Annotated in this window: 21 protein-coding genes; 13 read left to right on the top strand and 8 right to left on the bottom strand. The window is 65.8% G+C overall.

The features are described 5' to 3' along the window. Positions 1-27: 27 nt before the first annotated feature. The gene (locus ACZK5G_RS14310; protein WP_478463866.1) at positions 28-2556 is read left to right on the top strand and encodes a membrane-bound PQQ-dependent dehydrogenase, glucose/quinate/shikimate family; all 2529 of its coding nucleotides are present in this window, start codon (positions 28-30) and stop codon (positions 2554-2556) included. Positions 2557-2599: 43 nt separating this feature from the next. Here ACZK5G_RS14310 and ACZK5G_RS14305 read toward each other — a convergent pair whose 3' ends face one another. Then, positions 2600-3589, bottom strand: a complete 990-nt coding sequence (locus ACZK5G_RS14305; RefSeq protein WP_032127690.1) for a zinc-dependent alcohol dehydrogenase family protein — start codon at positions 3587-3589, stop codon at positions 2600-2602. 119 nt (positions 3590-3708) lie between these two features. On the opposite strand from ACZK5G_RS14305, the gene ACZK5G_RS14300 reads away from it, so the two are divergent. The 3 genes from ACZK5G_RS14300 to ACZK5G_RS14290 all read left to right on the top strand — a co-directional run bounded on the left by ACZK5G_RS14300 (position 3709) and on the right by ACZK5G_RS14290 (position 6551). Next, complete coding sequence (locus tag ACZK5G_RS14300) at positions 3709-4614, top strand: LysR family transcriptional regulator (RefSeq protein WP_164080416.1); 906 nt, start codon at positions 3709-3711, stop codon at positions 4612-4614. A 219-nt stretch (positions 4615-4833) separates the two neighbouring features. After that, a complete protein-coding gene (locus ACZK5G_RS14295; protein ID WP_478463865.1) occupies positions 4834-6264 on the top strand; it encodes a serine hydrolase domain-containing protein in 1431 nt (476 codons plus the stop codon). A 62-nt stretch (positions 6265-6326) separates the two neighbouring features. Then, on the top strand, positions 6327-6551 hold the full coding sequence (locus ACZK5G_RS14290; RefSeq protein ID WP_285302566.1) for a hypothetical protein: 225 nt from the start codon (positions 6327-6329) through the stop codon (positions 6549-6551). 12 nt (positions 6552-6563) lie between these two features. Here ACZK5G_RS14290 and ACZK5G_RS14285 read toward each other — a convergent pair whose 3' ends face one another. The 4 genes from ACZK5G_RS14285 to ACZK5G_RS14270 all read right to left on the bottom strand — a co-directional run bounded on the left by ACZK5G_RS14285 (position 6564) and on the right by ACZK5G_RS14270 (position 9721). Continuing rightward, the gene (locus ACZK5G_RS14285) at positions 6564-6956 is read right to left on the bottom strand and encodes a DUF3037 domain-containing protein (RefSeq protein ID WP_049400180.1); all 393 of its coding nucleotides are present in this window, start codon (positions 6954-6956) and stop codon (positions 6564-6566) included. Then, positions 6934-7710, bottom strand: a complete 777-nt coding sequence (locus ACZK5G_RS14280) for a HipA family kinase (protein WP_478463863.1) — start codon at positions 7708-7710, stop codon at positions 6934-6936. The genes ACZK5G_RS14285 and ACZK5G_RS14280 overlap by 23 nt, the downstream gene beginning before the upstream one ends. Positions 7711-7780: 70 nt before the next feature. After that, positions 7781-9202 carry an XVIPCD domain-containing protein gene (locus ACZK5G_RS14275; protein ID WP_478463861.1) on the bottom strand — a complete coding sequence of 474 codons (1422 nt, stop codon included), beginning with the start codon at positions 9200-9202 and terminating at the stop codon, positions 7781-7783. 12 nt (positions 9203-9214) lie between these two features. Beyond that, the gene (locus tag ACZK5G_RS14270) at positions 9215-9721 is read right to left on the bottom strand and encodes a hypothetical protein (protein WP_223224724.1); all 507 of its coding nucleotides are present in this window, start codon (positions 9719-9721) and stop codon (positions 9215-9217) included. Positions 9722-10293: 572 nt separating this feature from the next. On the opposite strand from ACZK5G_RS14270, the gene ACZK5G_RS14265 reads away from it, so the two are divergent. The 3 genes from ACZK5G_RS14265 to ACZK5G_RS14255 all read left to right on the top strand — a co-directional run bounded on the left by ACZK5G_RS14265 (position 10294) and on the right by ACZK5G_RS14255 (position 13789). Continuing rightward, complete coding sequence (locus ACZK5G_RS14265; protein ID WP_006376346.1) at positions 10294-10623, top strand: hypothetical protein; 330 nt, start codon at positions 10294-10296, stop codon at positions 10621-10623. A 167-nt stretch (positions 10624-10790) separates the two neighbouring features. Then, entirely contained in the window at positions 10791-13253 is a 2463-nt protein-coding gene (locus ACZK5G_RS14260; protein WP_478463860.1) for a S9 family peptidase, read from the top strand. 215 nt (positions 13254-13468) lie between these two features. Then, complete coding sequence (locus tag ACZK5G_RS14255; protein WP_182266377.1) at positions 13469-13789, top strand: hypothetical protein; 321 nt, start codon at positions 13469-13471, stop codon at positions 13787-13789. 10 nt (positions 13790-13799) lie between these two features. Here the strand turns inward: ACZK5G_RS14255 and ACZK5G_RS14250 are convergent, their stop codons facing one another. Then, complete coding sequence (locus ACZK5G_RS14250; RefSeq protein ID WP_478463859.1) at positions 13800-14783, bottom strand: hypothetical protein; 984 nt, start codon at positions 14781-14783, stop codon at positions 13800-13802. Positions 14784-14921: 138 nt separating this feature from the next. Here ACZK5G_RS14250 and ACZK5G_RS14245 point away from each other — a divergent pair, with 138 nt between their 5' ends. Continuing rightward, positions 14922-15887: a DUF2268 domain-containing putative Zn-dependent protease gene (locus ACZK5G_RS14245; RefSeq protein WP_032127700.1), complete on the top strand. Its 966-nt coding sequence runs from the start codon at positions 14922-14924 to the stop codon at positions 15885-15887. Positions 15888-15936: 49 nt separating this feature from the next. Further along, positions 15937-16725 carry an SGNH/GDSL hydrolase family protein gene (locus tag ACZK5G_RS14240; protein WP_279912471.1) on the top strand — a complete coding sequence of 263 codons (789 nt, stop codon included), beginning with the start codon at positions 15937-15939 and terminating at the stop codon, positions 16723-16725. Here ACZK5G_RS14240 and ACZK5G_RS14235 read toward each other — a convergent pair. Further along, a complete protein-coding gene (locus ACZK5G_RS14235) occupies positions 16700-17584 on the bottom strand; it encodes a LysR family transcriptional regulator (RefSeq protein WP_478463856.1) in 885 nt (294 codons plus the stop codon). The two genes, ACZK5G_RS14240 and ACZK5G_RS14235, sit on opposite strands and share 26 nt — an antisense overlap. A gap of 105 nt (positions 17585-17689) precedes the next feature. Here ACZK5G_RS14235 and ACZK5G_RS14230 point away from each other — a divergent pair, with 105 nt between their 5' ends. Continuing rightward, positions 17690-18820 carry an agmatine deiminase family protein gene (locus ACZK5G_RS14230; RefSeq protein ID WP_478463854.1) on the top strand — a complete coding sequence of 377 codons (1131 nt, stop codon included), beginning with the start codon at positions 17690-17692 and terminating at the stop codon, positions 18818-18820. Positions 18821-18888: 68 nt separating this feature from the next. Continuing rightward, complete coding sequence (locus ACZK5G_RS14225; protein ID WP_183080245.1) at positions 18889-19320, top strand: hypothetical protein; 432 nt, start codon at positions 18889-18891, stop codon at positions 19318-19320. Between the two features lie 37 nt (positions 19321-19357). Here the strand turns inward: ACZK5G_RS14225 and ACZK5G_RS14220 are convergent, their stop codons facing one another. Continuing rightward, the gene (locus ACZK5G_RS14220) at positions 19358-19903 is read right to left on the bottom strand and encodes a thioesterase family protein (RefSeq protein WP_049397600.1); all 546 of its coding nucleotides are present in this window, start codon (positions 19901-19903) and stop codon (positions 19358-19360) included. Positions 19904-19972: 69 nt separating this feature from the next. On the opposite strand from ACZK5G_RS14220, the gene ACZK5G_RS14215 reads away from it, so the two are divergent. After that, entirely contained in the window at positions 19973-20548 is a 576-nt protein-coding gene (locus tag ACZK5G_RS14215; protein WP_049422101.1) for a TetR/AcrR family transcriptional regulator, read from the top strand. Between the two features lie 52 nt (positions 20549-20600). Next, positions 20601-20984: a nuclear transport factor 2 family protein gene (locus tag ACZK5G_RS14210; RefSeq protein WP_478463852.1), complete on the top strand. Its 384-nt coding sequence runs from the start codon at positions 20601-20603 to the stop codon at positions 20982-20984. The last annotated feature ends 29 nt before the right edge of the window (positions 20985-21013 follow it).

Raw genomic sequence — 21013 nt, 5'->3', positions numbered from 1 at the left:
GGCGCATGCTGCCCCCGGAGATCGACGATGTCCGCCACGCCGCAGTCCGCTCCTGCCCCTGTTCGCGCCTCCCGGCACCCCCTTGTCACCGTGCTGTCGCTGCTGCTGGTCGTGCTCGGCCTGGTCATCGGCGGGCTCGGTGCGTGGCTGCTCAGCCTTGGCGGCTCGGCGTACTACGCCATCGCCGGGCTCGGCCTGCTGGCCAGCGGCATCCTGTTGTTCGGAAACCGCCGCAGCGGTGCATTGCTGTACGCGCTGGTGTTCATCGGCACGCTGCTGTGGACCTGGTGGGAGTCAGGCAGCGACTACTGGCGCTGGGTGCCCCGGCTGGGCCTGGTGACCGCACTCGGCATCGTGCTGGCCTTGCTGGCGCCCACCTTGCACGAGCCGGTCTCCAAACGCCTGTCGCGCAGCGTGGCGGGTGTGCTGATGCTGGTGTTCGTGGCCGCCTTCGGCCTGGCCTTTGCGCCGCATGGTGAAGTGGATGGGCATCAGCCGTTCCCGGAAGGCGCGGTCAGCGCCGGACTGGAACCTACGCGTGATACCACGGGCCTGCAGCCGGCTGACCAGCCCGCCGAGGGCGACTGGCCGGCGTGGGGCCGCAGCAATGCCGCCACCCGCTATTCGCCGCTGCAGCAGATCACCCCGGCCAATGTGGCCTCGTTGCAGCCAGCCTGGCAGTTCCGTACCGGCGATATGCCCAAGAAGCGCTGGGGCGCGGAAACCACGCCGCTGAAGATCGGCGATCGCCTTTACCTGTGCACCGCGCGCAACCGCCTGATCGCACTCGATGCCGCCAGCGGCAAGGAACTGTGGCGGTTCGATCCCAAGGTGAAGGACGCCTCGATTCCGTACACCGCCGCCTGCCGTGGGGTGAGCTACTACGAGCAGTCCCGCACGCCGACCATTGCCGATGCGGCATTGGCCGATGTCGCCGCCGATCTGGCGCTGCCGGAGCCGCTGCCCAGCGTCACCCGCAGTGCTGCACCGGGCAGCCGTCCGGCGTGCTGGGCACGCATCATCGAAGGCACGCTGGACGGCCGCATCATCGCGGTGGACGCGGACAGCGGCCGCCCCTGCGCCAACTTCGGCAACAACGGCCAGGTCGACATCACCCTGGGCATGGGCGAGGTGCCACCGGGTTACGTGTCGATCACCTCGCCACCGGCGATCGTGCGTGGCGTGATCGTGACCGGTCACCAGGTGCTGGACGGGCAGCGCCGCGATGCGCCGTCGGGTGTGATCCAGGCCTACGATGCCATCACCGGCAAGCTGCGCTGGGCGTGGGACATGGACCAGCCCGAGCGCAGCGGTCTGCCGCCGCGCGAGCAGACCTATACGCGCGGCACGCCCAACATGTGGACCACCGCCACCGGTGATGAGGCGCTGGGCCTGGTCTACCTGCCGCTGGGCAATTCCGCGGGTGACTACTGGAGCGGCTCACGCACGGAAAACCAGAACCGCTATGCGACGTCACTGGTGGCGATCGACGTGGCCACCGGCAAGCCGGTCTGGCATTTCCAGGCGGTGCGCAAGGATGTGTGGGACTACGACCTCGGTTCGCAGGCCAGCCTGATCGACTACCCGACGGCGGCCGGCAAAGTGCCGGCGATCCTGCTGCCGACCAAACAGGGCGACATCTACATCCTCGACCGCCGCAACGGCCAGCTTCTGACCGCGGCCGAAGAGCGCAAGGTGCCGGTGGGCGGCGTCGAACCCGAGCAGCGTTCACCCACGCAGTTGTTCTCGCTGTACCACACGCTGCGTCGCGAGCATGAGCTGACCGAACGTGACATGTGGGGCATCACCCCGATCGACCAGCTGGTCTGCCGCATCCAGTTCCGCAAGGCCTACTACGAAGGGTTCTACACGCCGCCGAGCAGCGAGCGCCATTCCATCGAGTACCCCGGCTACAACGGCGGCTCGGACTGGGGCAGTGTGTCCATCGATACGCGCCGCGGCGTGATCGTGGCCAACTACAACGACATGCCGAACTACAACCGGCTGGTGTCACGCGCGGAGGCCGACCGGTTGGGCTGGCTGCCGCGCGAAAAGATCCGGTTCGACAAGGGCGGAGCAGAAGGCGCGGGTGACCCGCAGGTGGGCACGCCCTACGCCATCCAGGTCAATGCCGGTTGGCGCCTGCCGTTCACCGGTCTGCTGTGCAAGCAGCCGCCCTATGGCGGCATCCGTGCCATCGACCTGCGCACCGGCAAGCTGCTGTGGGACCGTCCATTCGGCAGTGCGCGCGGCAACGGACCCTTCGGCATCCGCTCCGGCCTGCCGATCGAGATCGGCACACCGAACAATGGCGGTTCGGTGGTGACCGCCAGCGGCCTGATCTTCATCGCTGCCGCCACCGATGACCTGCTGCGCGCCATCGAACTGAGGACCGGCAAGGAGTTGTGGCATGCCAAGCTGCCCGCGGGAGGCCAAGCCAATCCGATGGTGTACGAGCAGGGCGGGCGCCAGTACGTGGTGATCATGGCCGGCGGCCACCATTTCATGGAAACCCCGAACGGCGATTACGTGATGGCGTTTGCGTTGCCCAGGTAACCGCAACGGGGGCGGTGGGCCGCCCCCGTTGCATGACGCTGGATCACACCGTCACTACCACCTTGCCGATCTGCTCGTTCGATTCCAGGTAACGGTGTGCGTCCTGGATCTGCGCGAACGGGAACACCCTGGCGATCTTCGGTGCCAGCGTGCCCTTGTCCAGGCCATCCACGATGAATGCCTTCGCGCGGGCCAGCGCGGCATCGTCGGAAACGATCTCCGAGTACAGGTAGCCTTTCAACGTCAGCGACTTGCCCAGCACGTTGAACAACGGGAACGGCGTGGGTTCGCTGCTCAGCGCGCCGTATTCCAGCAGGATGCCGCCACGCGCCATCGCTTCGGTCAGCGGCACGAACTGCGGGCCACCGATCGGATCGAACACCACGCGGGCACCTGCGCCGCCGGTGATGCGCGCCACTTCGGCCACCAGATCCTGTTCCTGGGTGGCGATGACATGGGCGGCACCGGCGTCGAGCAGGGCCTGGCGCTTGCCCGGGCCACGGGTCACAGCGATCGGCGTGGCGCCGACTGCATTGGCGATCTGGATGGCGGCCAGGCCGACGCTGCTGCTGGCGGCGGTGATGATGACGAAATCCCCGGCGGACAAGTGCGCCTGCTCCAACAGCGCCCCCCAGGCGGTGACGTACTGCATCCACACCGCGGCGGCCGTTTCAAAGTCCAGTGCCTGCGGATGCTTGACTACCAGTCGTGCCGGCACGTTGGCCAGTTCGCCGTAGGTGCCCCAGCGCGCGATATCCAGCGGCGGCACTACGCTGACCGCATCGCCCGCAGTGAATCCGCTCACTGCACTGCCGACGGCTTCAACCACGCCGGCCGCTTCGTAGCCCAGGCGGCTGGGGAACTGCGCTTCCTGCAGGTAGGCGCCGTTACGGAACATCACCTCGGCGCGGTTCAGGCCGATCGCCTTCACCCGGATCTGGACTTCGTCAGGGGCGGGGGCGGGAACGTCGATATCGTCGATGCGCAGTACATCGGCAGTGCCATATTCGTGGATGCGGACAACCTGGCTCATGGGGGGCTCCGAGGAAGGGCCAGCGAGGGCGCCGGCGAAAGGGTGAGCGCTACTGTGCGCGTAGTCTGCATCCAGAATAAGGGGTAATCTTGCGTTTCATTGAAAAACAATTGTTTGCAATGGACCTGATCGTTCCCCTGCGGACCTTCGCCAAGGTGGCCGAGGTCGGCTCCTTCGCCGCCGCTGCCGAGGCACTGGACCTGTCGCCGCAGCTGGTCGGCAAGCACATCCAGGCGCTGGAGCAGCATCTGGGGGTGCGCCTGCTCAACCGCACCACGCGCAAGCAGAGCCTGACCGACTTCGGCCAGGCCTATCTGGCGCGGGCGCGGGTGATCCTGGAGGAAGTGGAGGGGGCCGAGCAGCTGGCCGAAGTGGCGCGCGGGCGGCCGATGGGGCGCCTGCGCATCAGTGCGCCGGTCACCTTCGGCGTGCACGCGCTGGGCCCTGCGGTGGTGGCCTACATGCAGCAGTACCCGGACGTGCAGGTCGATCTGAACCTGTCCAACAGTCTGGTGGACATCGTTGAAGACGGCTACGACCTGGTGTTCCGCACTGGCGATCTGGCCGACAGTGGGCTGGTGGCGCGGCGGTTGGGGCCGTATCCGCTGGTCCTGTGTGCCTCGCCGGACTATCTGGCTTCGCGACCGGCCATTGCCCATCCCAATGACCTGAGCCGCCACGAGTGCCTGGGCTTCGCGCATTCGATCATCCGCACCCGCTGGAGCTTTCGCGATACCGATGGCGGCGTGCTGACCGTGCCGGTGTCCAGCCGCTTCATGGTCAACCAGGCCGAGCCGCTGCTGACCGCCGCCATCGGAGGGCTGGGGCTGATCCTGCAACCGCACGAAATGCTGGCCGGAGCATTGGCGCGTGATGAGCTGGTGGAAGTGCTGCCGGACTACGTACCGGTGTCGACCTGGATCAACCTGGTGTATCCGCGCGATCGCCAGCTGACGCCCAAGCTGCGCAGCTTCCTGGACTTCTGCGTGGCGCGATTCAGCGAACAGACGATGGCAAGGCGATAGCGGGGCCATCGGGTAGCAGGGTTTCCATCAACTGCGAAGGATCACGCATTCACGTTGCATCCGGGGCTGTGCGCATTCCACCACGCAGGCGGAGTGGATGGCGTCGCATCGAAGCATTCAGCGTCACTGTTGAGGTGTTGCGGCTGAGTCCCTGGCGTCGATGCGGCGGCCGCATCCTTGGTCTAGGATGCGGCCAGGAATCCCCGCAAAGGAACTGCCATGAGGGTTGTTGGACGCCTGTTTCTCTGCAATGCACTGGCCTGCTCGGTTCTACTGGTTACCCCGGTTTTTCCAGCAATCGGCGCTACATCTTCCGAGCGTGCACATCCACGTGCGCAGGACGCCATCGATGACTGGCTGGTGGCCTTCAACGCTGGCAGCCTCGAGCAACTGCAGGCGTTCGCTGATACCTACGCGAAGAAGGAAGGCAGCAGCCCCAAGGACTATCTCGAGTTCCGCGAGAGCACCGGCCCGCTGCGTGTGCTGGAAACACGCCAGAGCGCGCCCGGTCACGCGAAGGTGCTGGTGATGGGCCAGCTGAACGAGCGCGCGATGTGGGTGACGGCCAGCATGGACCCGGACAATCCGGCGCACCTGAAGCAGTTCCAGATCGAAGGCACTGAAACGCCGGACAAGTTCAAGCCGGAGAGGGTTGCTTTGCCTGCCCTGATGGCCGATGCCACAGCAAGGCTGGAGGCGCTGCGGGCCCAGGACGCGCTGTCGGGTGCGTTGCAGGTGGCACGGAACGGCAAGGTGCTGCTGGACTGGCGCGGTGGCAATGCCGATCGCACCGCTGGCATTCCAGTGGGCGTGGATACGCAGTTCCGCCTTGCGTCCTCCAACAAGATGTTCACCGCAGTGGCCATACTGCAGCGGGTGCAGGAGGGCAAACTCAGTCTCGATGACACGATCGGCAAGCACCTGCCGGACTATCCGAACAAGGCCGTTGCCAACAGCGTGACGGTTCGCCAGCTGCTGACCCATACCAGTGGCCTGGGTGATTTCTTCGGCGACGATTTCGAGCAGTATTCCGCGTCGCTGAAGACGCTGGATGACTATGTGCAGCGCTTTGCCAAGGATGCACCGCAGTTCACGCCCGGCAGCCAGGACAGCTACTCGAACTATGGCTTCATCGTGCTTGGGCGGATCATCGAGGCCGTCTCCGGGCAGTCGTACTACGCCTATGTGGAGCAACACATCCTGCGCCCGGCAGGCATGACCGGCACCGGCTTCGAACCGGAAACAGTGACGGTGCCACAGCGTGCGGTCGCCTATACGAAGCAGGATGGGCAATGGGTGCGTGAAACGAAGTCGCTGCCCTGGCGCGGCATGTCAGCCGGTGGTGGCTACAGCACGGTGAGCGACATGGTGAAGTTCGCCGAGGCGCTGCGCAGCGGAAAGCTGGTCTCACCTGCATTGCTGCAGCAGGCCACCACGGCGCAGAACCACAAGGGCTGGTACGGGTTCGGCTTCGTGGTGCAGGGCGAGGGCAGGGAGCATCAGTACGGCCACGAAGGCGGTGCGCCCGGATCGAACAGTGCCATCGTGGTGCTACCCGCGCAGGGCTATGTGATCGTTGGGCTGGCCAATGTCGATCCGGATGCGATCGGCAATGTGGTCAACTACATCGCGCGAAGAGTGCCGTTGTAGTCCCGAGCGACTATGCCACAGCGATGTTGACGCTGGGGCAGGTGGCGGACCAGAATCGGGCCATGAGCCGACTCCTTCCCGTGGTGTGTCTGGTCGCCAGCATGGTGCTGCTGCTGCGTGGGGTGCACGTGATACTCAAGGGTGTTCCGGCCATGGCCAGCGAAGGTGCCAGTGCTGCGTATGCACAAGGCTACCTGCATGGGCAAGCGGCAGCCGGGTGGGTGTTGATTGCCGCTGCAGTAGCCTGTGCGCTCATTGCCTGGCACAGGGCGCGCGCCCGGAAGTGAGAGACGGGCGCGTCAGCGCGGCACCCGCACCATCTTCGTCATCAAGTGTTCCACCACACCCGCCGGGTCCGCCGTGCGGCCCACATGCGTGCTCGACATCTGCACGACCGAGCTACGCTTGGCGGTGAGGAAATGGAAGCGCGCGCGCGCCGGCAGCTGCGCGATCGGCCCGGCGCTGGCATCGCCGCGGCAGATCGCCACGATCGCATCCAGCCATGGCTGCAGCGCCTCCTGGTCCAGCGCTGGCGCGAAGGCGTGCAGGCGTGCCGGATCGATCTCGATGGCCGCTTCCAGATGACGCGCACCGGGACAGGAGACGATCACCCCGACGTTGATGAATTCCTCGCGCTCCACCCGCGGTACCACGCGGATGACGGCGTAGTCATACGTGTGCAGCGTGGGCACGGATGGCCTCCTGCACGAACACCGCACGCACCTTCAGGCGGTGCTTGAGGTAGTTGATATAACCCTGCCGGTAGGCCTGCGGGCTGTCGAACGCCGGTTCGTCCACCAGCCAGCTGTCCGGCACCAGGCCGACGATGCGCTCGATCTCGGCATCGGTCAGGCGCGCGGCCAGTTCGGCATCCACCTCGGCGATGCGGCTGGCGAACGACAGCAGCACATGGTCGCGGATCAGCACGAACGGCTTCTCGCAGGCATCGCCGGCGTTGGCCCAGTCGTGATGGAAGTACATGGCCGCACCGTGGTCGATCAGGTATAGCTTGCGCTGCCACACCATCAGGTTGGGGTTGCGCGTGGTGCGATCGACATTGCTGGTGAACGCATCGAACCAGACGATGCGCGATGCCAGGTCGGCATCCACCGGCATCGCTGCCGGGTCGTAGTTGATCGCGCCGGGCAGGTAGTCCAGGCCCAGGTTCAGGCCCTCGCTGGCGCGGATCAGCTCCTGGATCTCCGGGTCGGGCTCGGTGCGGGCGAACTCGCGGTCCAGCTCGACGAACAGGATCTCCGGAATCGGCAGGCCCAGCGTGCGCGCCATCTCGCCGGCGATCAGCTCGGCGATCAGCGCCTTCGGGCCCTGGCCGGCGCCACGGAACTTCAGCACGGCCATGCCGTCGTCGTCGGTCTCGACCACGGCCGGCAGGGAGCCACCTTCCCGCAAGGGGGTGATGTAGCGGAGGGCATGTACGGTGCGCATGCGCGCATTCTAGCGTGGGTGCCGCCAAGGGAGCGCCGGGCGCGTCCCGGCGGCTCCATGTCGTTCCCCGTCAGTGCGTCAGCGCGCCGCGCTGCTGCTCCTGCACGCGGACCTGTTCCTGCGTGGCCTGATCGGCCTGCCGCTGGTTGACCACGGCAAGCGTATCCAGGCTGTCCTGCACAGGGCGCTGGGCGGCCTCGGCAGTGGGTGATGAGGCGCGCAGCGAGGCCGGATCATCCAGCGGCCCCTTCACCACAAAGATGTTCTGCGCCGCGCCCGCACCCTCGGTCTGGCGGCTGAGCACCACATGGTCGACCCGGTCCAGGCCGTTTTCGCGGGCCAGCACCAGCAGGCTGGCACTCAGGCGCTCGCTGGACGCATCGAAACTGCGTCCGTTGGCAGCATCCAGCTCAGCTACCTTGCCGCGGATCTGCTCGTGCAGCGAACGGTCACGGCCTTCCGCAAGCAGCGTCGGTAAGCCATCGCCCTCCACCGCATGCTGTGTGGTGATCGGCACATGCGTATGCGTGCCCTCAGTGTGGTCGAAGTAACGCAGCGTCGACGGCGAGGTACTGGTATCGAAGTAGGGCTGGCGTGGGGGCGAGCCCTCGCCGAGGTTGAGCCCGTTCTGCTCCAGCAGGCGCTCGTCCAGGCCCAGCTTCTTCATGTTCACTTCCATCCGGCTGACGCCATCGGGCGCTGGATTCGCGGCCTCGTATCCGCTGGCCAGTCCGATCGCCAGGGCGCCGTAGAAATTCTGGTAGTCCGAATTCCCATGATGGCCCAGGCCGGTGCTGACGCCCTGATCGTAATAGTGCCTGGCCATTCCCTCGATGTTGGCTGCGGTGGGGGAGATGGTCAGGTCCGCATTGAGGATCAGCTCCGGGTGCGGGGCATAGGTGATCGGCGGGCCGGGTCGCGACTGGATGACATCTGTCGAGCGGGTGCTGGCTTCATACAGGTCGCGCAGGGTAGCGTCCGGGTTGTTGGCACGTACCTGGCTGACAAGCGCATTCCAGCCTGCGATGTTCGAAGAAGCCTCATCGCGGCGGTTGGCCGCGAGCAGGGTGCCGATGGCCTCGGTGTAATCATGGCTCGTTGTACGGCCCGCGATCTGCTCCACGTCGGCTTCGAACTGCACGTAGGCGCGCTCGACATCAGCATCGTTGAAGCCGTGCTGGATCTCGTGACCGAGCACAAAGGCAACCTCGGCCGCGTCGAACCGGTCCGGCGCCGCCGGGGTCGACAAGCTGCTGGCGGGCAGGTTGATGGATTTCGTGCCGGTCTCGTAGGTACCACCCGCATTGCTTGTGGCGGGCAACAGTTCGAAGCGTTCCAGATAGCCTGCCGCGATCGCTGCGTCCACCTGCTTCGCCAGCACGGGCGAGCCCGCGATGACGCTGCGCAGGTTGTCGACCTGGTCGCTGGTGACGTCGGTCTTGCCGGCGAACTCGCCCAGCAGGCGTTCCGTTTCTGCGGAAAGGATCGTCATTGATGGCTCCCCTTACTGCACGGTGACAAGACGCACGCAGGCATGCGTGGCGTCGCCGAGGGCGTGAGGGTTCTCGGGCATGGTGTCGACCTTGATGCTCAGCTGCGGTCGATCGAAGCGGTCGTAGATCACCCGGCCGTGTTCGCCGCGCACCGTCTCGCGCTTGAAGCCTGCGGCATCCAGTGCGGAAGCGAAGTGGTTGAAGTCGACCTGGCAGATCGCCGCAGCCGAGGCCTTGCGATCGCTGCTGGTGTCCATGAAGTTCAGGTCCAGCCGCGCGTCGGCAGTGCCGGCCCGCTGCACTTCCAGTCCATAGCCCCATTCCGGTGTCAGCGTACCGCCATAGCCGAAGTGGCCGGGGCCGAAGACCTGCGCCGGCGCCTGCATTGCCGCGGACAGGCGCTCGGCGGTGAGCTCGCGGGTGGAGGTCGTGACCTTGATCAGGTCCAGCAGGCGCAGCAGCAACTGCTCGGCATTGAGCGGGGAGGGCGAAGTGGTCTCGGATACGGCGGGGGCCATGGTGTCGGTTCCTTGAGAAGTCGGCGTGCGGTCGGCGGCATGTGCGCAGGCGCAGAGCGCGGCCGCTGAAAGTGCGAGCGTCCACGGTCGTATGAATGCGTACCGGGGCATGTGCGTTCCTTGCAGATTGAAGGCTGACCCTAGGGCCAGCCGGATGAAGCAGAGGTTAAGCGTAATCGAGGCATCCGAATGCGTTACAAAAGGTGAACGGGTGCGCATTCTTCACTTGACCATTCCGCGCGCGATGTCAGCATCGGGTCCATGGAGCATCAACTTCGCGTGTGACCTTCAACAGGAGGCCGTCATGCAACAACTGCGCAGCTGTCACGCTTTACCCTGCATGCAATGCAACGCGTGGTGTTGACCCTGGTCTGATACGGCCACTTTGCCGGCACGGATGGCCGCCACCCACAGCATCTGCAACTGTTCACCCGATGCGGTCCCGGCATGCTCTTGCCGGCCCTGCAACACAGACATACGCCCGCCAGGTTGTCCCCTGCGTTGCCCGATGGCCTTCGCAGCGCGGAGGCTGGCTTGTCCATGATGATCCTGCAGGCTTTGGAGGTGCACCGATGAGCGACCAATACGAACGAATGCTGCCGGCCCTGGACGATGCCAAGGTCGAGGAAATGATCGGAAAACTGGTGCTGGTCGGGGTGACCCGCTACGGCGGCGACGGCCAGGTGCAGGGACTGGAGCAGTACGCGGGAACGGTGCTGCGCATCAGTGCCGATGAAGGCGTGGTGCTGGCCGACGAGAACGATGGCCACGAGCGTTACCTGCCGCCGATGCTCGACCAGTACCTGCCGGCCCAGCCGGGAGAGTACCGGATGAGCAACAGCGGCATGATCGTGGTCGACCCGGACTATCTCACCGCCTGGGACCTGCACGCCCAGCAGTAGTGCCAGGCCATGCCTGGCAGGTGCCGGCAGCTCCCCGGCACCTGCCGGAGCTGCACTTTGCCCCATCCGGCCACTAGCCCTTCCGGCCCATTCACGACAACCCCTGCGGTGCTAGATTCGGGGCCATGCCCGATTCCGGGTACCCATTCACACCCCAGGGGATAAGGATGCTGATCCGTCAAACCTCTCTGGCAGCGGCAGTTGCCGTTGCCACCGTCGGCCTGCTGGCCGCTGGCCCGGCGCTTGCCGATTACGCGAAGCCGCCGGAGCACCTGCTCAAGGTGCTGAAGGCACCGCCGCCGCCGGCACCGAACGTGGCCCCGGGCGGCCAGCGCCTGCTGCTGACCACCGCGCAGACCTACCCGTCGATCAGCCGCGTCGCCCAGCCGTACCTGAAGCTGGCCGGCGTTCGCCTGGAGCCGAAGAACCGCAGTCGGCATGACACCCCCGGCGGCTACGGTATTCCGGCCTGCGTGGCCGACTTCACCCTGGTCGATATCGGCAGCGGCAAGGAGACCAAGGTCAACCTGCCGCAGGGCTGCGCCACTGGCGCGCTGTGGTCGGCCGATGGCAGCCACTTCGCCTTCCAGAATGCGGTCGATACCAGCGTGCAGCTGTGGGTGGGCGATGCGGCCACCGGCCAGGTGAAGCAGGTGCCGAACGTGCAGCTGAATCCGATCTTCGGCTACACCGTGCAGTGGCTTGGCGGCAGCCAGAACCTGCTGGTGAAACTGGTGCCGGCCAATCAGGGTCCGGCGCCGTCCAACGGTGGCGTGCCGACCGGTCCGGATGCGCAGGAATCGCTGGGCAGCAGTGGCGAGAGCAGCACCTACGAAGCCCGCGACACCCTGACCAGCGTGCATGATGAAAAGCTGTTCGCCTACTACGGCGCTTCGCAGCTGGCCGTGGTCGATACCGCCGCGGGCAGCGTGCGCCCGGTGGGGCAGCCTGCGCTGTTCAACGAGGTCAGCGCCGCGCCCGATGGCGTGCACGTGCTGACCGAGTCGATCAAGGCGCCGTACTCACATGCGGTGACCTATCAGCGCTTCGCCAATGATGTGGCGGTGCTGGACGTGAGCAATGGCCGCAGCACGTCGATCGCCAGCCTGCCGCTGGCGGATCGCGTGCCGGTGCACGGCGTACCGGAAGGCCCGCGCGGTTTCGACTGGCGAGCCACCGATCCGGCGACCCTGGTCTATGCCGAAGCGCTGGACAAAGGCGACTGGAAAGTCAGCGTGCCGCACCGTGACCGCGTGCTGATGCTGAAGGCCCCGTTCAACGGCAAGCCGATCGAGATCACCCGTACCGCGCAGCGATTCGAGGGCTTCGCGTGGACCGCCGATCCGGCCGTAGCCTTCCAGTACGAGAACGACGAGAACCGCCACTGGATGCAGACCCGCATCGTCAACGTGGACCAGCCGAAGAAGGAAGGTCGCCTGCTGTGGGACATGTCCAGCGATGAGCTGTACGGCAATCCCGGCAACCTCGTGTTCACCCGCCTGCCGAATGGCGCGCAGGTCGTGCGCCGTGAGGGCAACCACGTGTTCCTCAGCGGCCGTGGCGCCTCGCCGCAGGGCGATCGTCCGTTCCTCGACCGCCTGGACCTGGGCACGCTGAAGAGCGAGCGCCTGTTCCGTAGCAGTGCCGACGCCTACGAACAGTTCCTCGGCTTCAGCAACACGCCGGGGCGCTACCTGACCTGGCACCAGTCGGTGATCGATCCGCCGAACGCCTTCATCCGCCAGCAGGGGGAGGCAGTGGCCGATGCGAAGACCGGCGAGGCGCAGTTCGCGTCCACCGCGACCGCGCTGACCAAACTGGTCGACCCGACCCCGGAAGTGCGCCAGATCAAGAAGCAGCTGGTGACCTACAAGCGTGCCGATGGCGTGGACCTGTCGTTCACCCTGTACACGCCGCCGGGCTACAAGGAGGGCCAGCGCGTGCCGGCGATCCTGTACGCCTACCCGGCCGACTTCGCCAATGCTGCGCAGGCCGGCCAGGTGTCCGGTTCGCAGCAGACCTTCACCCGTCTGCAGCCGTACCGCCTGATGCTGCTGGCCGGCTACGCGATCATCGACAACGCCTCGTTCCCGATCGTGGGCGACCCGAAGAACGCCTACGACACCTACCTGGAGCAGCTGGAAGCCGACGCCAAGGCAGCGGTGGACAAGGCCGTGGACATGGGCGTGGTCGACCGCAACCGCATCGGCGTGACCGGTCACAGCCATGGCGGCCTGATGACCGCCAACCTGATCGCGCACACCAACCTGTTCAAGGCTGGTGTGGCGACCAGCGGTTCGTACAACAAGACCTTTACCCCGTTCGGCTTCCAGAACGAGCGTCGCTCGGTATGGCAGGCGCAGGACGTGTACCTGAAGGCCTCGCCGTTCTTCTATGCCGACAAGATCAAGCTGCCGCTGCTGCTGGTCCACGGCGAGGACGACGCCAACCCGGGCACCGAGCCGTTCCAGTCGCGCAAGCTGTACCAGGCGATCCGCGGCAACGGTGGTACCACGCGTCTGGTGATGCTGCCGAACGAGCCGCACTGGTACACCGCGCTGGAATCGAACGAGCAACTGGTGTCGGAGATGCTGAACTGGTTCGACACCTACGTGAAGAACGCCAAGTAGCGTCTTGCGAGCTCGACTGCTTTGCACGAGGCCGCCTTCGGGCGGCCTTCCTGCATCCTGTAGAGCCGCGCCATGCTCGGCTGCTGTTCGCATGTAAACAGATGCACGTGCTCTGCAATCAACTGTGGAGACTCGGTAACGACGTGTTACCGGCACATTCGCATGCCACGCAAATGGTCTAGGCTGAACCTGATCGCTCGTTCCAGGTCGGTGCAATGAAAGCCATTCTCCTTGCTGCAACGTTGTCGTTGGCCCTGGTTTCAACGGCATATGCTCAGTCGTTTCCTGCTGAGCTGACGCAATTGGGCATCATCGCCGGCATGCCTTACGCCAAGGCCAAGCGCCTGCTGGATGCTGCAGGCTGGCAGGCGAAACCTGCGCAGGGCGCGCCGGAGTCGCTGGAGGGCTTTCCGGAAGTCGGATGCCAGAAGGACGGAAAGCAGTGTGCGACGACCTTCGAAAAGGACGGTCAACAGATCGCGGTGCGGCTGGGCACTACCCTGGCAGGGCAGCCGTTCGTGCAGAGCGCTGACTGAGCACCCGCCCTCACGCCAGCGGTAGGCGGTCCTGCGCGTGGGATAACCCGTCATGCAGGTCGCGCACGTGCTCGGCCTTGGCATGCACCCGGGTGGTATCGCCGAAACTGCGTAGATAAGCGCAGGCTGCGAAGCCGGCGCTCTTCTTTTCGTACTCGGCAATCCAGGCCAATCGATCCGGATTGTTGGCCTGTTCGGATGACCACGCGGCCACTGGCGGGCGGATGCGGTACTTCAGGCCGACGCGCCACGGCTTCGGTGTCAGTCGCGCACGGAAGCAATGCTGCAGCCGGCACATGCGCGCGTACAGGGTATCGGTGCCCAGTGCCTTGAAGAATGTCTGCAGCTGCTCGTCCTCCGGGGAGAACGTGGCATGCATCGCCAGTACGCGCAGTCCCGCAGGCGTCCGGTAGGCGCGCAGATGCCAGTGGGGGTGTTGTTCGCTGAAGGCTTCCACGCGTCGCAGCGCCAACCCCTCGGCGCCCCCGGCGGCGGCCAGCCGCTGCCTGCGGCGCATCAGCAATGCCGCATTGACCAGAACCACCGCCGCCACGCCCAGCACCAGTCCCACCAGCCAATGCCACAGCAGCGTGCCGGTGACGGCGCCGGCAAGCAGCACGACCGCCGCAACGATGGCCGGCATCACGCAGCCGGCTGGCGGCTGCGCATGGTCGATGTCGGCGAACAGTACGTCCGGGCTGTTGAGGCACAGTGCGCCATAGCTGTTGCGGGTGATGACGACGTCGCCGTCGCGCAGCACGATCTGCTCGCGGATCGGCACGCCTTCCACGCCGTAGTTGCTGCGCACTTCGCGACGCGGCAGCACCTGTCCGGCGAGGATGGCATTGAGGGCTTCATTAGCGCGGCGGTCGGCGTGCACCTGCGCCTCGGCAGGGCCTTCGTCGGACCAGCCGAAGCGGCGCACCACCACCGGCCGGCCACGGAAACGGGCCTGCAGGCGGGCTTCGGCCCAGTAGGCGGGAACGATCATCATCGCGGGGTGCTCTATCTTCCGTGGCAGGTGCCAACGCGAGTCTGGCACAGCGCCGGGGTGCCCGCATCTGCTTGCTGCGGCGGCCGGGCCGGAGTGATAGATTGCGCGCTTCGCATGCACTCCACCAAGGACGGAGCGATGTCCATGATCCTGCGCGGCCTGTTGGCCCTGGCCTGTGCCGGGGTGGTTGGCATGGCCACGGCGGCGGCACCGGCCGGGCCGCAGATTGTCACTGACGATGTCAGCCGCTTCTACGCGCTGTACGACAACGCAGGTGGCAAACCCAGCGTTGCGCAGTTGCGTGGCTACATGGCCGAGGGTTCGGCGGGCCTGGCCGAGCTGGCCAAGGCACGCCGGGTCACCCCGGAGCGCATTGCCGAGTCCATCGCCAGCCAGCCGGAGCTGTATGTGCAGGGGCGAAGCTGCCTGGCCGAACTGCCGGCGGTGAAACAACGTCTGACGCAGGTGTTTTCCAACCTGCAGGCCATCTATCCGCAGGCTGCGTTTCCGCCGGTGACCATCGCCGTCGGCCGTGGTCGTCCGGTAGGGTTGACCTCGAAAAGCGGCGTGATCATCGGCCTGGAAGCGCTGTGCGCAGCCGATTTCATGAATCCCAATGTGCAGGACCGCTTCGTGCATGTGATCGCGCACGAGTACGTGCACATCCAGCAGACCGGCCTGACCGACTTCGAGCCGGGCGACCCGCATGCGACGGTGCTGCGTGTTTCGTTGGGCGAGGGCATTGCTGAGTTCATCGCCGAACTGATTTCCGGCAACGTCGGCAACGGGCGCCATGCGGCCTGGACCCGTGGTCGGGAAGTGCATATCGAAAGCGCATTCGCGCTGGATCTGGACAGCACCGATCTGTCGCCGTGGCTGTACAACTACAAGCCCGGTTCGCAGGAGCCCTATGACCTCGGGTACTGGGTGGGATACCGCATCGCCAAGGCCTATTACCTGCAGGCCAAGAACAAGCGTGACGCGGTGCGTGCGCTGATCCAGCAGGACAACCCGAAGGCGATCCTGGCCGCCAGCGGCTGGACGCCGGGTATGTGGATGCCGGCGAAAGTCACGGGTGTGGCGGCGCGTACGGCTGCACGCTGAGCACAGGGTGGGGCGTTAGACTGCTGAAGATGATTTCAGGAGTACCCGCATGCGTGGACCTGTTGAGCTTGCCACTGCCACTGTCGTGACGTTGGGCCTCGCGTTGGCTTCTCCGCTGGGCGCCGCTGAGGCCGTCGCAGTCAACCCGCTACTGCAGACGCCCATCGACCAGCTACGCCCCGACGAAGTGCGCTTCATGCAGCAGCGCCTGGCCGATTGGCCGGAGCTGCAACGCTATCGTGATGCCAATGCGCGCCTACCTGATGCGGTGCCCGGCCAGCCGCGCGTGGTGTTCTTCGGTGACTCCATCACCGAGGGCTGGGGCAGGGAAGGCAGTGCCGGTTTCTTCCCCGGCAAGGGCTGGCTCAACCGCGGCATCAGCGGCCAGACCACGGCGCAGATGCTGGTGCGTTTCCCGCAGGACGTACTGGCACTGAAGCCACAGGTGGTGGTGATCCTGGCCGGCACCAACGACATTGCAGGCAACACTGGCCCATCCACGCAGGCGATGATCGAAGACAACCTGCACGCGATGGTGGACCTTGCCCGTGCACATGGCATCGCCGTAGTGCTGGCATCAGTGCTGCCGGTCAGCGATTACCCGTGGCTGCCGGGCACAGCGCCTGCGCCCAAGGTGCGTGCATTGAACACGGCATTGAAGCGCTATGCCGATGCACAGCAGCTGGTCTATCTGGACTACTACACGCCGATGGCCAATGCGATCGGCGGACTGGACCCGCAGTTGGCGGACGACGGCGTGCATCCTACGGCGAAGGGCTATGCGGTGATGGCGCCGTTGGCCGAGGCGGCGGTCAAGCGCGCGCTGCAGCAGAAGTAGCTTCTGCGGGCAGACTCGCCAGCAACCACTCACAGAAACTGATCACCAGCGGATCGGTTGCACTCTCCTCATGTACCAGCCAACTCCAGCGTGGGCCGCGCACGCGTGCATCATCCAATGGTTGCAGCAGGCCTTGTTCGCAGGCTCGGGCTGCCAGCAGCTCGCTGACCAAGGCGATACCCAGCCCTTGGCACGCGGCATCCAGCAACTGCCCGGGCTCGGAGAAATTCATTCCCTCGCGACGCTGGCCCACGTCGGCGCCACCCTGTACCTGCCATTGGCTCCAGTCCATCTCGCGCTCGCCATGCAGGGTGAGGCGTTCGTGCGCCGGTGTGGCGAGCAGGGCCGGATGGCAGGCTGGATAGAGACGGTCCTGCAGCAGCACGCGGTGCTGGCACTGCGCCTGTGAGTCGAGGTCATCACGTACCGCTACGTCCAGCGTCTGCGTGGTCATGTCCGGCGCTTCCTCGCTGGTCAGCAGCCACAGATCGGCGTCGGGATGCAGCCGGTGGAAGCTGGCCAGGCGTGGCACCAGCCAATGCCGGGCGAAGGCCGGGCTGGTGTTGACGATCAGTTGATTGGGCTTGCGGTACTGATCGAGCCGGCGGATGCCGCTGGCCAGCTGCCGCAGCAGGGATTGGGTGGTTTCCAGCAGGTCGATGCCGGCGTCGGTGAGGGTGACGCTGCGGCCCTGCCGGAAGAACAGTGGTTGTTGCAGCGACGCCTCCAGGCCCCGGATCTGCTGGCTGATGGCCGACTGGGTCAGGTGCAGTTCCTCCGCCGCACGGTGGAAACTGCCCAGCCGGGCCGCAGCCTCGAAACCCCGTAGCGCGTTCAGTGGTGGCCAGTGCTTGAGCATTTCAGATAAGTAAAACTGTTCAATTGATGGCTGAATCTATCGTTTGTTCTTATGTGTCGGCAAGCGCAGCATAGCGCCCATCCCACACCGGCCATGGAGCCTGTCATGAGCAACCGTCGTCACTTCCTCACCCAGCTGGCGGGCGCCGCCGGCCTTGGCGGCCTGGCTGCTCTGGGCCTGGCCGGGCTGCCGGGTCGCGTGGCTGCAGCAGGGCCAGGTGCGGGGACTTGGCGCATGCCGGACGAGCACGGCCCACAGGAACGCGTGTTCCTTGCCTTCGCCGCGCAGCCGCGGGTGTGGGGCGCGCAAGCCGATGCGGTGAACACCGCCGTGGCGCGGTTGGCCTGTACCATCGCGCGCCACCAGCCGGTCAGCGTGCTGTGCCGCCCGGCGCAGTTGAAGCAGGCGCAGGATCGCTGTGGCCGCGACAACATCGAGTTCCTCGAGGTGCCGCTGGATGACATCTGGGTGCGCGACTATGGTGGGTGCTTCGTCACCGATGACAAGGGCGGCCTGGGCCTGGTCGACTTCAACTTCAACGGCTGGGGTGGCAAGCAGAGCGCGCGCAACGATGGCGCGGTGGCGCCGTGGCTGGCGCAGGTGACTGGCGCGACGCTGCTGGAAAGCGATCTGGTGGGCGAGGGCGGTGGCATCGAAGTCGATGGCCATGGCACGGCCATCCTCACCGAAAGCTGCTGGGTCAACCGCAATCGCAATCCGGACTGGTCGCGCGCGGATATCGAGGCCGAGCTGAAGCATCACCTGGGCCTGCGCAAGGTGATCTGGCTGCCCGGCATCGCCGGCAAGGACATCACCGATGCGCACGTGGACTTCTATGCGCGCTTCGTACGCCCGGGCGTGGTGATCGCCAATCTGGACAACGATCCGGAGTCCTACGATTACGACCTGACCCGCGAGCATCTGCGGATCCTGCGCGGGGCCACCGATGCCGATGGCCGTCGCCTGCAGGTGCATACGCTGCCGCCGCCGCTGGACGGACGCGACAACGTGCATACGCGCGACAACGACGATCTGGCGATGGGCTACATCAACTACCTGCCGATCAACGGCGCAGTGGTCGCGCCGCAGTTCGGAGACGACGAAGCCGATGGATTCTGCCGCGAACTACTGGAAGACATGTATCCCGGCCGCGTGATCGAGCAGGTGGATATCGATGCCATCGCCGGTGGCGGTGGCGGCATCCATTGCGTGACCAAGAACATGCCGAAGGTGTAGTCCACTGTTGCGTTGACGCGCCGGAGGTCATGTCATGATGCTCCAGGTACACATGGTCGGGGGAACAGATGGATCTGGATACGGGCATATGGAGTGGATTGGTGGGCGGCAGTATCGCCACGATGATTGCACGGCGAGCTGCCGGTCGACTTCCCAGTCACTACCGCGGCCGTAGTCTGGTCTACCTGCGACGCCGCCATCGCGCTTCCATCTGGAGTGCAAACGCGCTTTTCCTGCTCGGGTTGATCAGCGGCCTGTTGATCTGGCCGTTGGGTCACTACGCCAGTACAGATTCACTTCCATTGCTGCTGGCAGCCGGCATGAGTTGCGGTCTGCCGCTGTTGGCGCTGCTGCTGATTCCCTGGATGACCCGCCGTCCGATCCGTGAGGCATGGGTGATCTTCGGCTATTCGCAGGGTGGGCCGGTGTGGTTGATCTACTCGATCCTGCTGGCAGGCGTCGCCTGTGGTGTGGTCGGAGTTTTGCGGCTGCCGGACTGAGGCGGCAGCACCTGCATGGCGCGCACATCCAGCGCGCTCAGGCGTCGTCCTGCTTCAACGCCGCATCGGCAGCCAGCAGCGCCTCGGCGGCCGCACTGAGCGGCGGCGACGGCGGGGCGACCACGCCGATCGCTTCCATCATCTTCGGCATGCCCAGGAACTGCCGCGCGCGGCGGTCGTAGATACCGGTGACCAGCAGCGCACGGGTGGCGATCTTCTGCTCGGGCCCGATCAGTACGCGTTGCTCCATGATGCCGCGCGAGCCGACCCAGCCCACCAGCCGCGTTTCCAGGGTGAAGCGCTGGAACGGCTTCAGCTCGCGGCGGAACTGGATGGTGCCGGCGCCGACGATCGGTGCCCACTTCTCGCGCAGCGCCACCCGTCCCAGGCCCATGCGCAGGATCAGGTCCAGCCGGCCCAGGTCGAAGATGTTCCAGTAGCGGCCGTTGGTCATGTGCAGGTTGCTGTCCAGGTCATTGGGCAGTACCCGGAACTGCAGCCGCGAGACCCCGAATGGGGCCTCCAGCTTGGGCCGGAACAGGCTGCACAGCAGCAGATGGAGCAGGCGGAACCAGAGATTCATGGTTATGACGACTGTTATAGAATCGCCGGTACGCTAATCTATGACGACTGTCCTGGCAAGGAGCCTGCCGTGAGCCCGCGTCCCTCTGATGCGCCACAACGCGTGATTGATGCTGCGGCACAGATGCTGGCGCGCGTGGGTCTCAATGCCACCAGCATCCGTGAGGTCACCAAGCTGGCCGAGGCACCGCTGGGCTCCACCTATCACCACTTTCCCGGCGGCAAGCAGGAGCTGTTGGCGCGTGCCACCCATATGGCCGGCGACAAGGTCGAAGCGTTGTTGGTGGAGCTGCTGAAGGGCGGGGCGGTGCAGGGCCTGCAGCAGTTCCTGACGATGTGGCGCGAGCGCCTGCTACGCACGGATTTCCGCGCCGGCTGCCCGGTGTTGGCCGCTGCGGTGGAGGAGCCGGTTGACGCGGTGCACAGCCAGCCGCGCGCGGCAGCTGCAGAGGTATTCGCGCGCTGGCAGGGCCATCTGGCCGCGGCGTTCGTCGCCGACGGCCACGATCCGGCCGCCGCGGGTGGGCTGGCCAGTCTGGTGATTGCCAGCGTGGAAGGTGCGGTGGCGATGTGCCGCGCTCTGCAGGACATCGCCCCGTTCGACCAGGTGGCCGCGCAGTTGTTGAAGGCCGCCGCGCGGCCTTGATCCGGCGGCACGGTCGCGGGAGACTCGGCGCAGGCCCTGACTGGACGCCGCCATGGACGAATCGCACTGCCGCCACCTGATTGAGCACTACCTGCAGGCCTACAACCGCTTCGACATCGACGCCATGCTGGCGGTGCTGGCGCATAACGTGCGTTTCGAGAACCACAGCGGCAGCCAGCTGACGATGGTCACCGAAGGCATCGATGCCTTCGGCGAACTGGCACGGCAATCGGCGCCGTTGTTCCGCGAGCGCGAGCAGCGGTTGCTCGAGTTGACCTTCGAGGATGGCATGGCGCTGGCCAGGATCGGCTGGCGTGGCGTGTTCGCGCATGACATTCCCGATGGTCCCAGTGCGGGCACGGAACTGGCCCTGCAGGGACGCAGCGAGTTCGCTTTTGAGGACGGTCGCATCGTGCGGATCATCGACCGCAGCTGAGGATCGATGGCATAGGCCCGCCGTCTGGA

The organism is Stenotrophomonas sp. 62841_Sma (assembly GCF_056482945.1).
The sequence above is the reverse complement of the archived record's forward strand: the minus strand, read 5'-3'. Positions and strand labels throughout refer to the sequence as shown.

Coding starts and splice junctions, on each gene's coding strand:
- ACZK5G_RS14230 (WP_478463854.1), top strand. CDS start 17,690: ATGAGCAACCGTCGTCACTTCCTCACCCAGCTGGCGGGCGCCGCCGGC.
- ACZK5G_RS14245 (WP_032127700.1), top strand. CDS start 14,922: ATGTCCATGATCCTGCGCGGCCTGTTGGCCCTGGCCTGTGCCGGGGTG.
- ACZK5G_RS14260 (WP_478463860.1), top strand. CDS start 10,791: ATGCTGATCCGTCAAACCTCTCTGGCAGCGGCAGTTGCCGTTGCCACC.
- ACZK5G_RS14305 (WP_032127690.1), bottom strand. CDS start 3,589: ATGAGCCAGGTTGTCCGCATCCACGAATATGGCACTGCCGATGTACTG.
- ACZK5G_RS14210 (WP_478463852.1), top strand. CDS start 20,601: ATGGACGAATCGCACTGCCGCCACCTGATTGAGCACTACCTGCAGGCC.
- ACZK5G_RS14250 (WP_478463859.1), bottom strand. CDS start 14,783: ATGATGATCGTTCCCGCCTACTGGGCCGAAGCCCGCCTGCAGGCCCGT.
- ACZK5G_RS14295 (WP_478463865.1), top strand. CDS start 4,834: ATGAGGGTTGTTGGACGCCTGTTTCTCTGCAATGCACTGGCCTGCTCG.
- ACZK5G_RS14240 (WP_279912471.1), top strand. CDS start 15,937: ATGCGTGGACCTGTTGAGCTTGCCACTGCCACTGTCGTGACGTTGGGC.
- ACZK5G_RS14265 (WP_006376346.1), top strand. CDS start 10,294: ATGAGCGACCAATACGAACGAATGCTGCCGGCCCTGGACGATGCCAAG.
- ACZK5G_RS14255 (WP_182266377.1), top strand. CDS start 13,469: ATGAAAGCCATTCTCCTTGCTGCAACGTTGTCGTTGGCCCTGGTTTCA.
- ACZK5G_RS14280 (WP_478463863.1), bottom strand. CDS start 7,710: ATGCGCACCGTACATGCCCTCCGCTACATCACCCCCTTGCGGGAAGGT.
- ACZK5G_RS14235 (WP_478463856.1), bottom strand. CDS start 17,584: ATGCTCAAGCACTGGCCACCACTGAACGCGCTACGGGGTTTCGAGGCT.
- ACZK5G_RS14270 (WP_223224724.1), bottom strand. CDS start 9,721: ATGGCCCCCGCCGTATCCGAGACCACTTCGCCCTCCCCGCTCAATGCC.
- ACZK5G_RS14275 (WP_478463861.1), bottom strand. CDS start 9,202: ATGACGATCCTTTCCGCAGAAACGGAACGCCTGCTGGGCGAGTTCGCC.
- ACZK5G_RS14225 (WP_183080245.1), top strand. CDS start 18,889: ATGGATCTGGATACGGGCATATGGAGTGGATTGGTGGGCGGCAGTATC.
- ACZK5G_RS14220 (WP_049397600.1), bottom strand. CDS start 19,903: ATGAATCTCTGGTTCCGCCTGCTCCATCTGCTGCTGTGCAGCCTGTTC.
- ACZK5G_RS14290 (WP_285302566.1), top strand. CDS start 6,327: ATGAGCCGACTCCTTCCCGTGGTGTGTCTGGTCGCCAGCATGGTGCTG.
- ACZK5G_RS14300 (WP_164080416.1), top strand. CDS start 3,709: ATGGACCTGATCGTTCCCCTGCGGACCTTCGCCAAGGTGGCCGAGGTC.
- ACZK5G_RS14310 (WP_478463866.1), top strand. CDS start 28: ATGTCCGCCACGCCGCAGTCCGCTCCTGCCCCTGTTCGCGCCTCCCGG.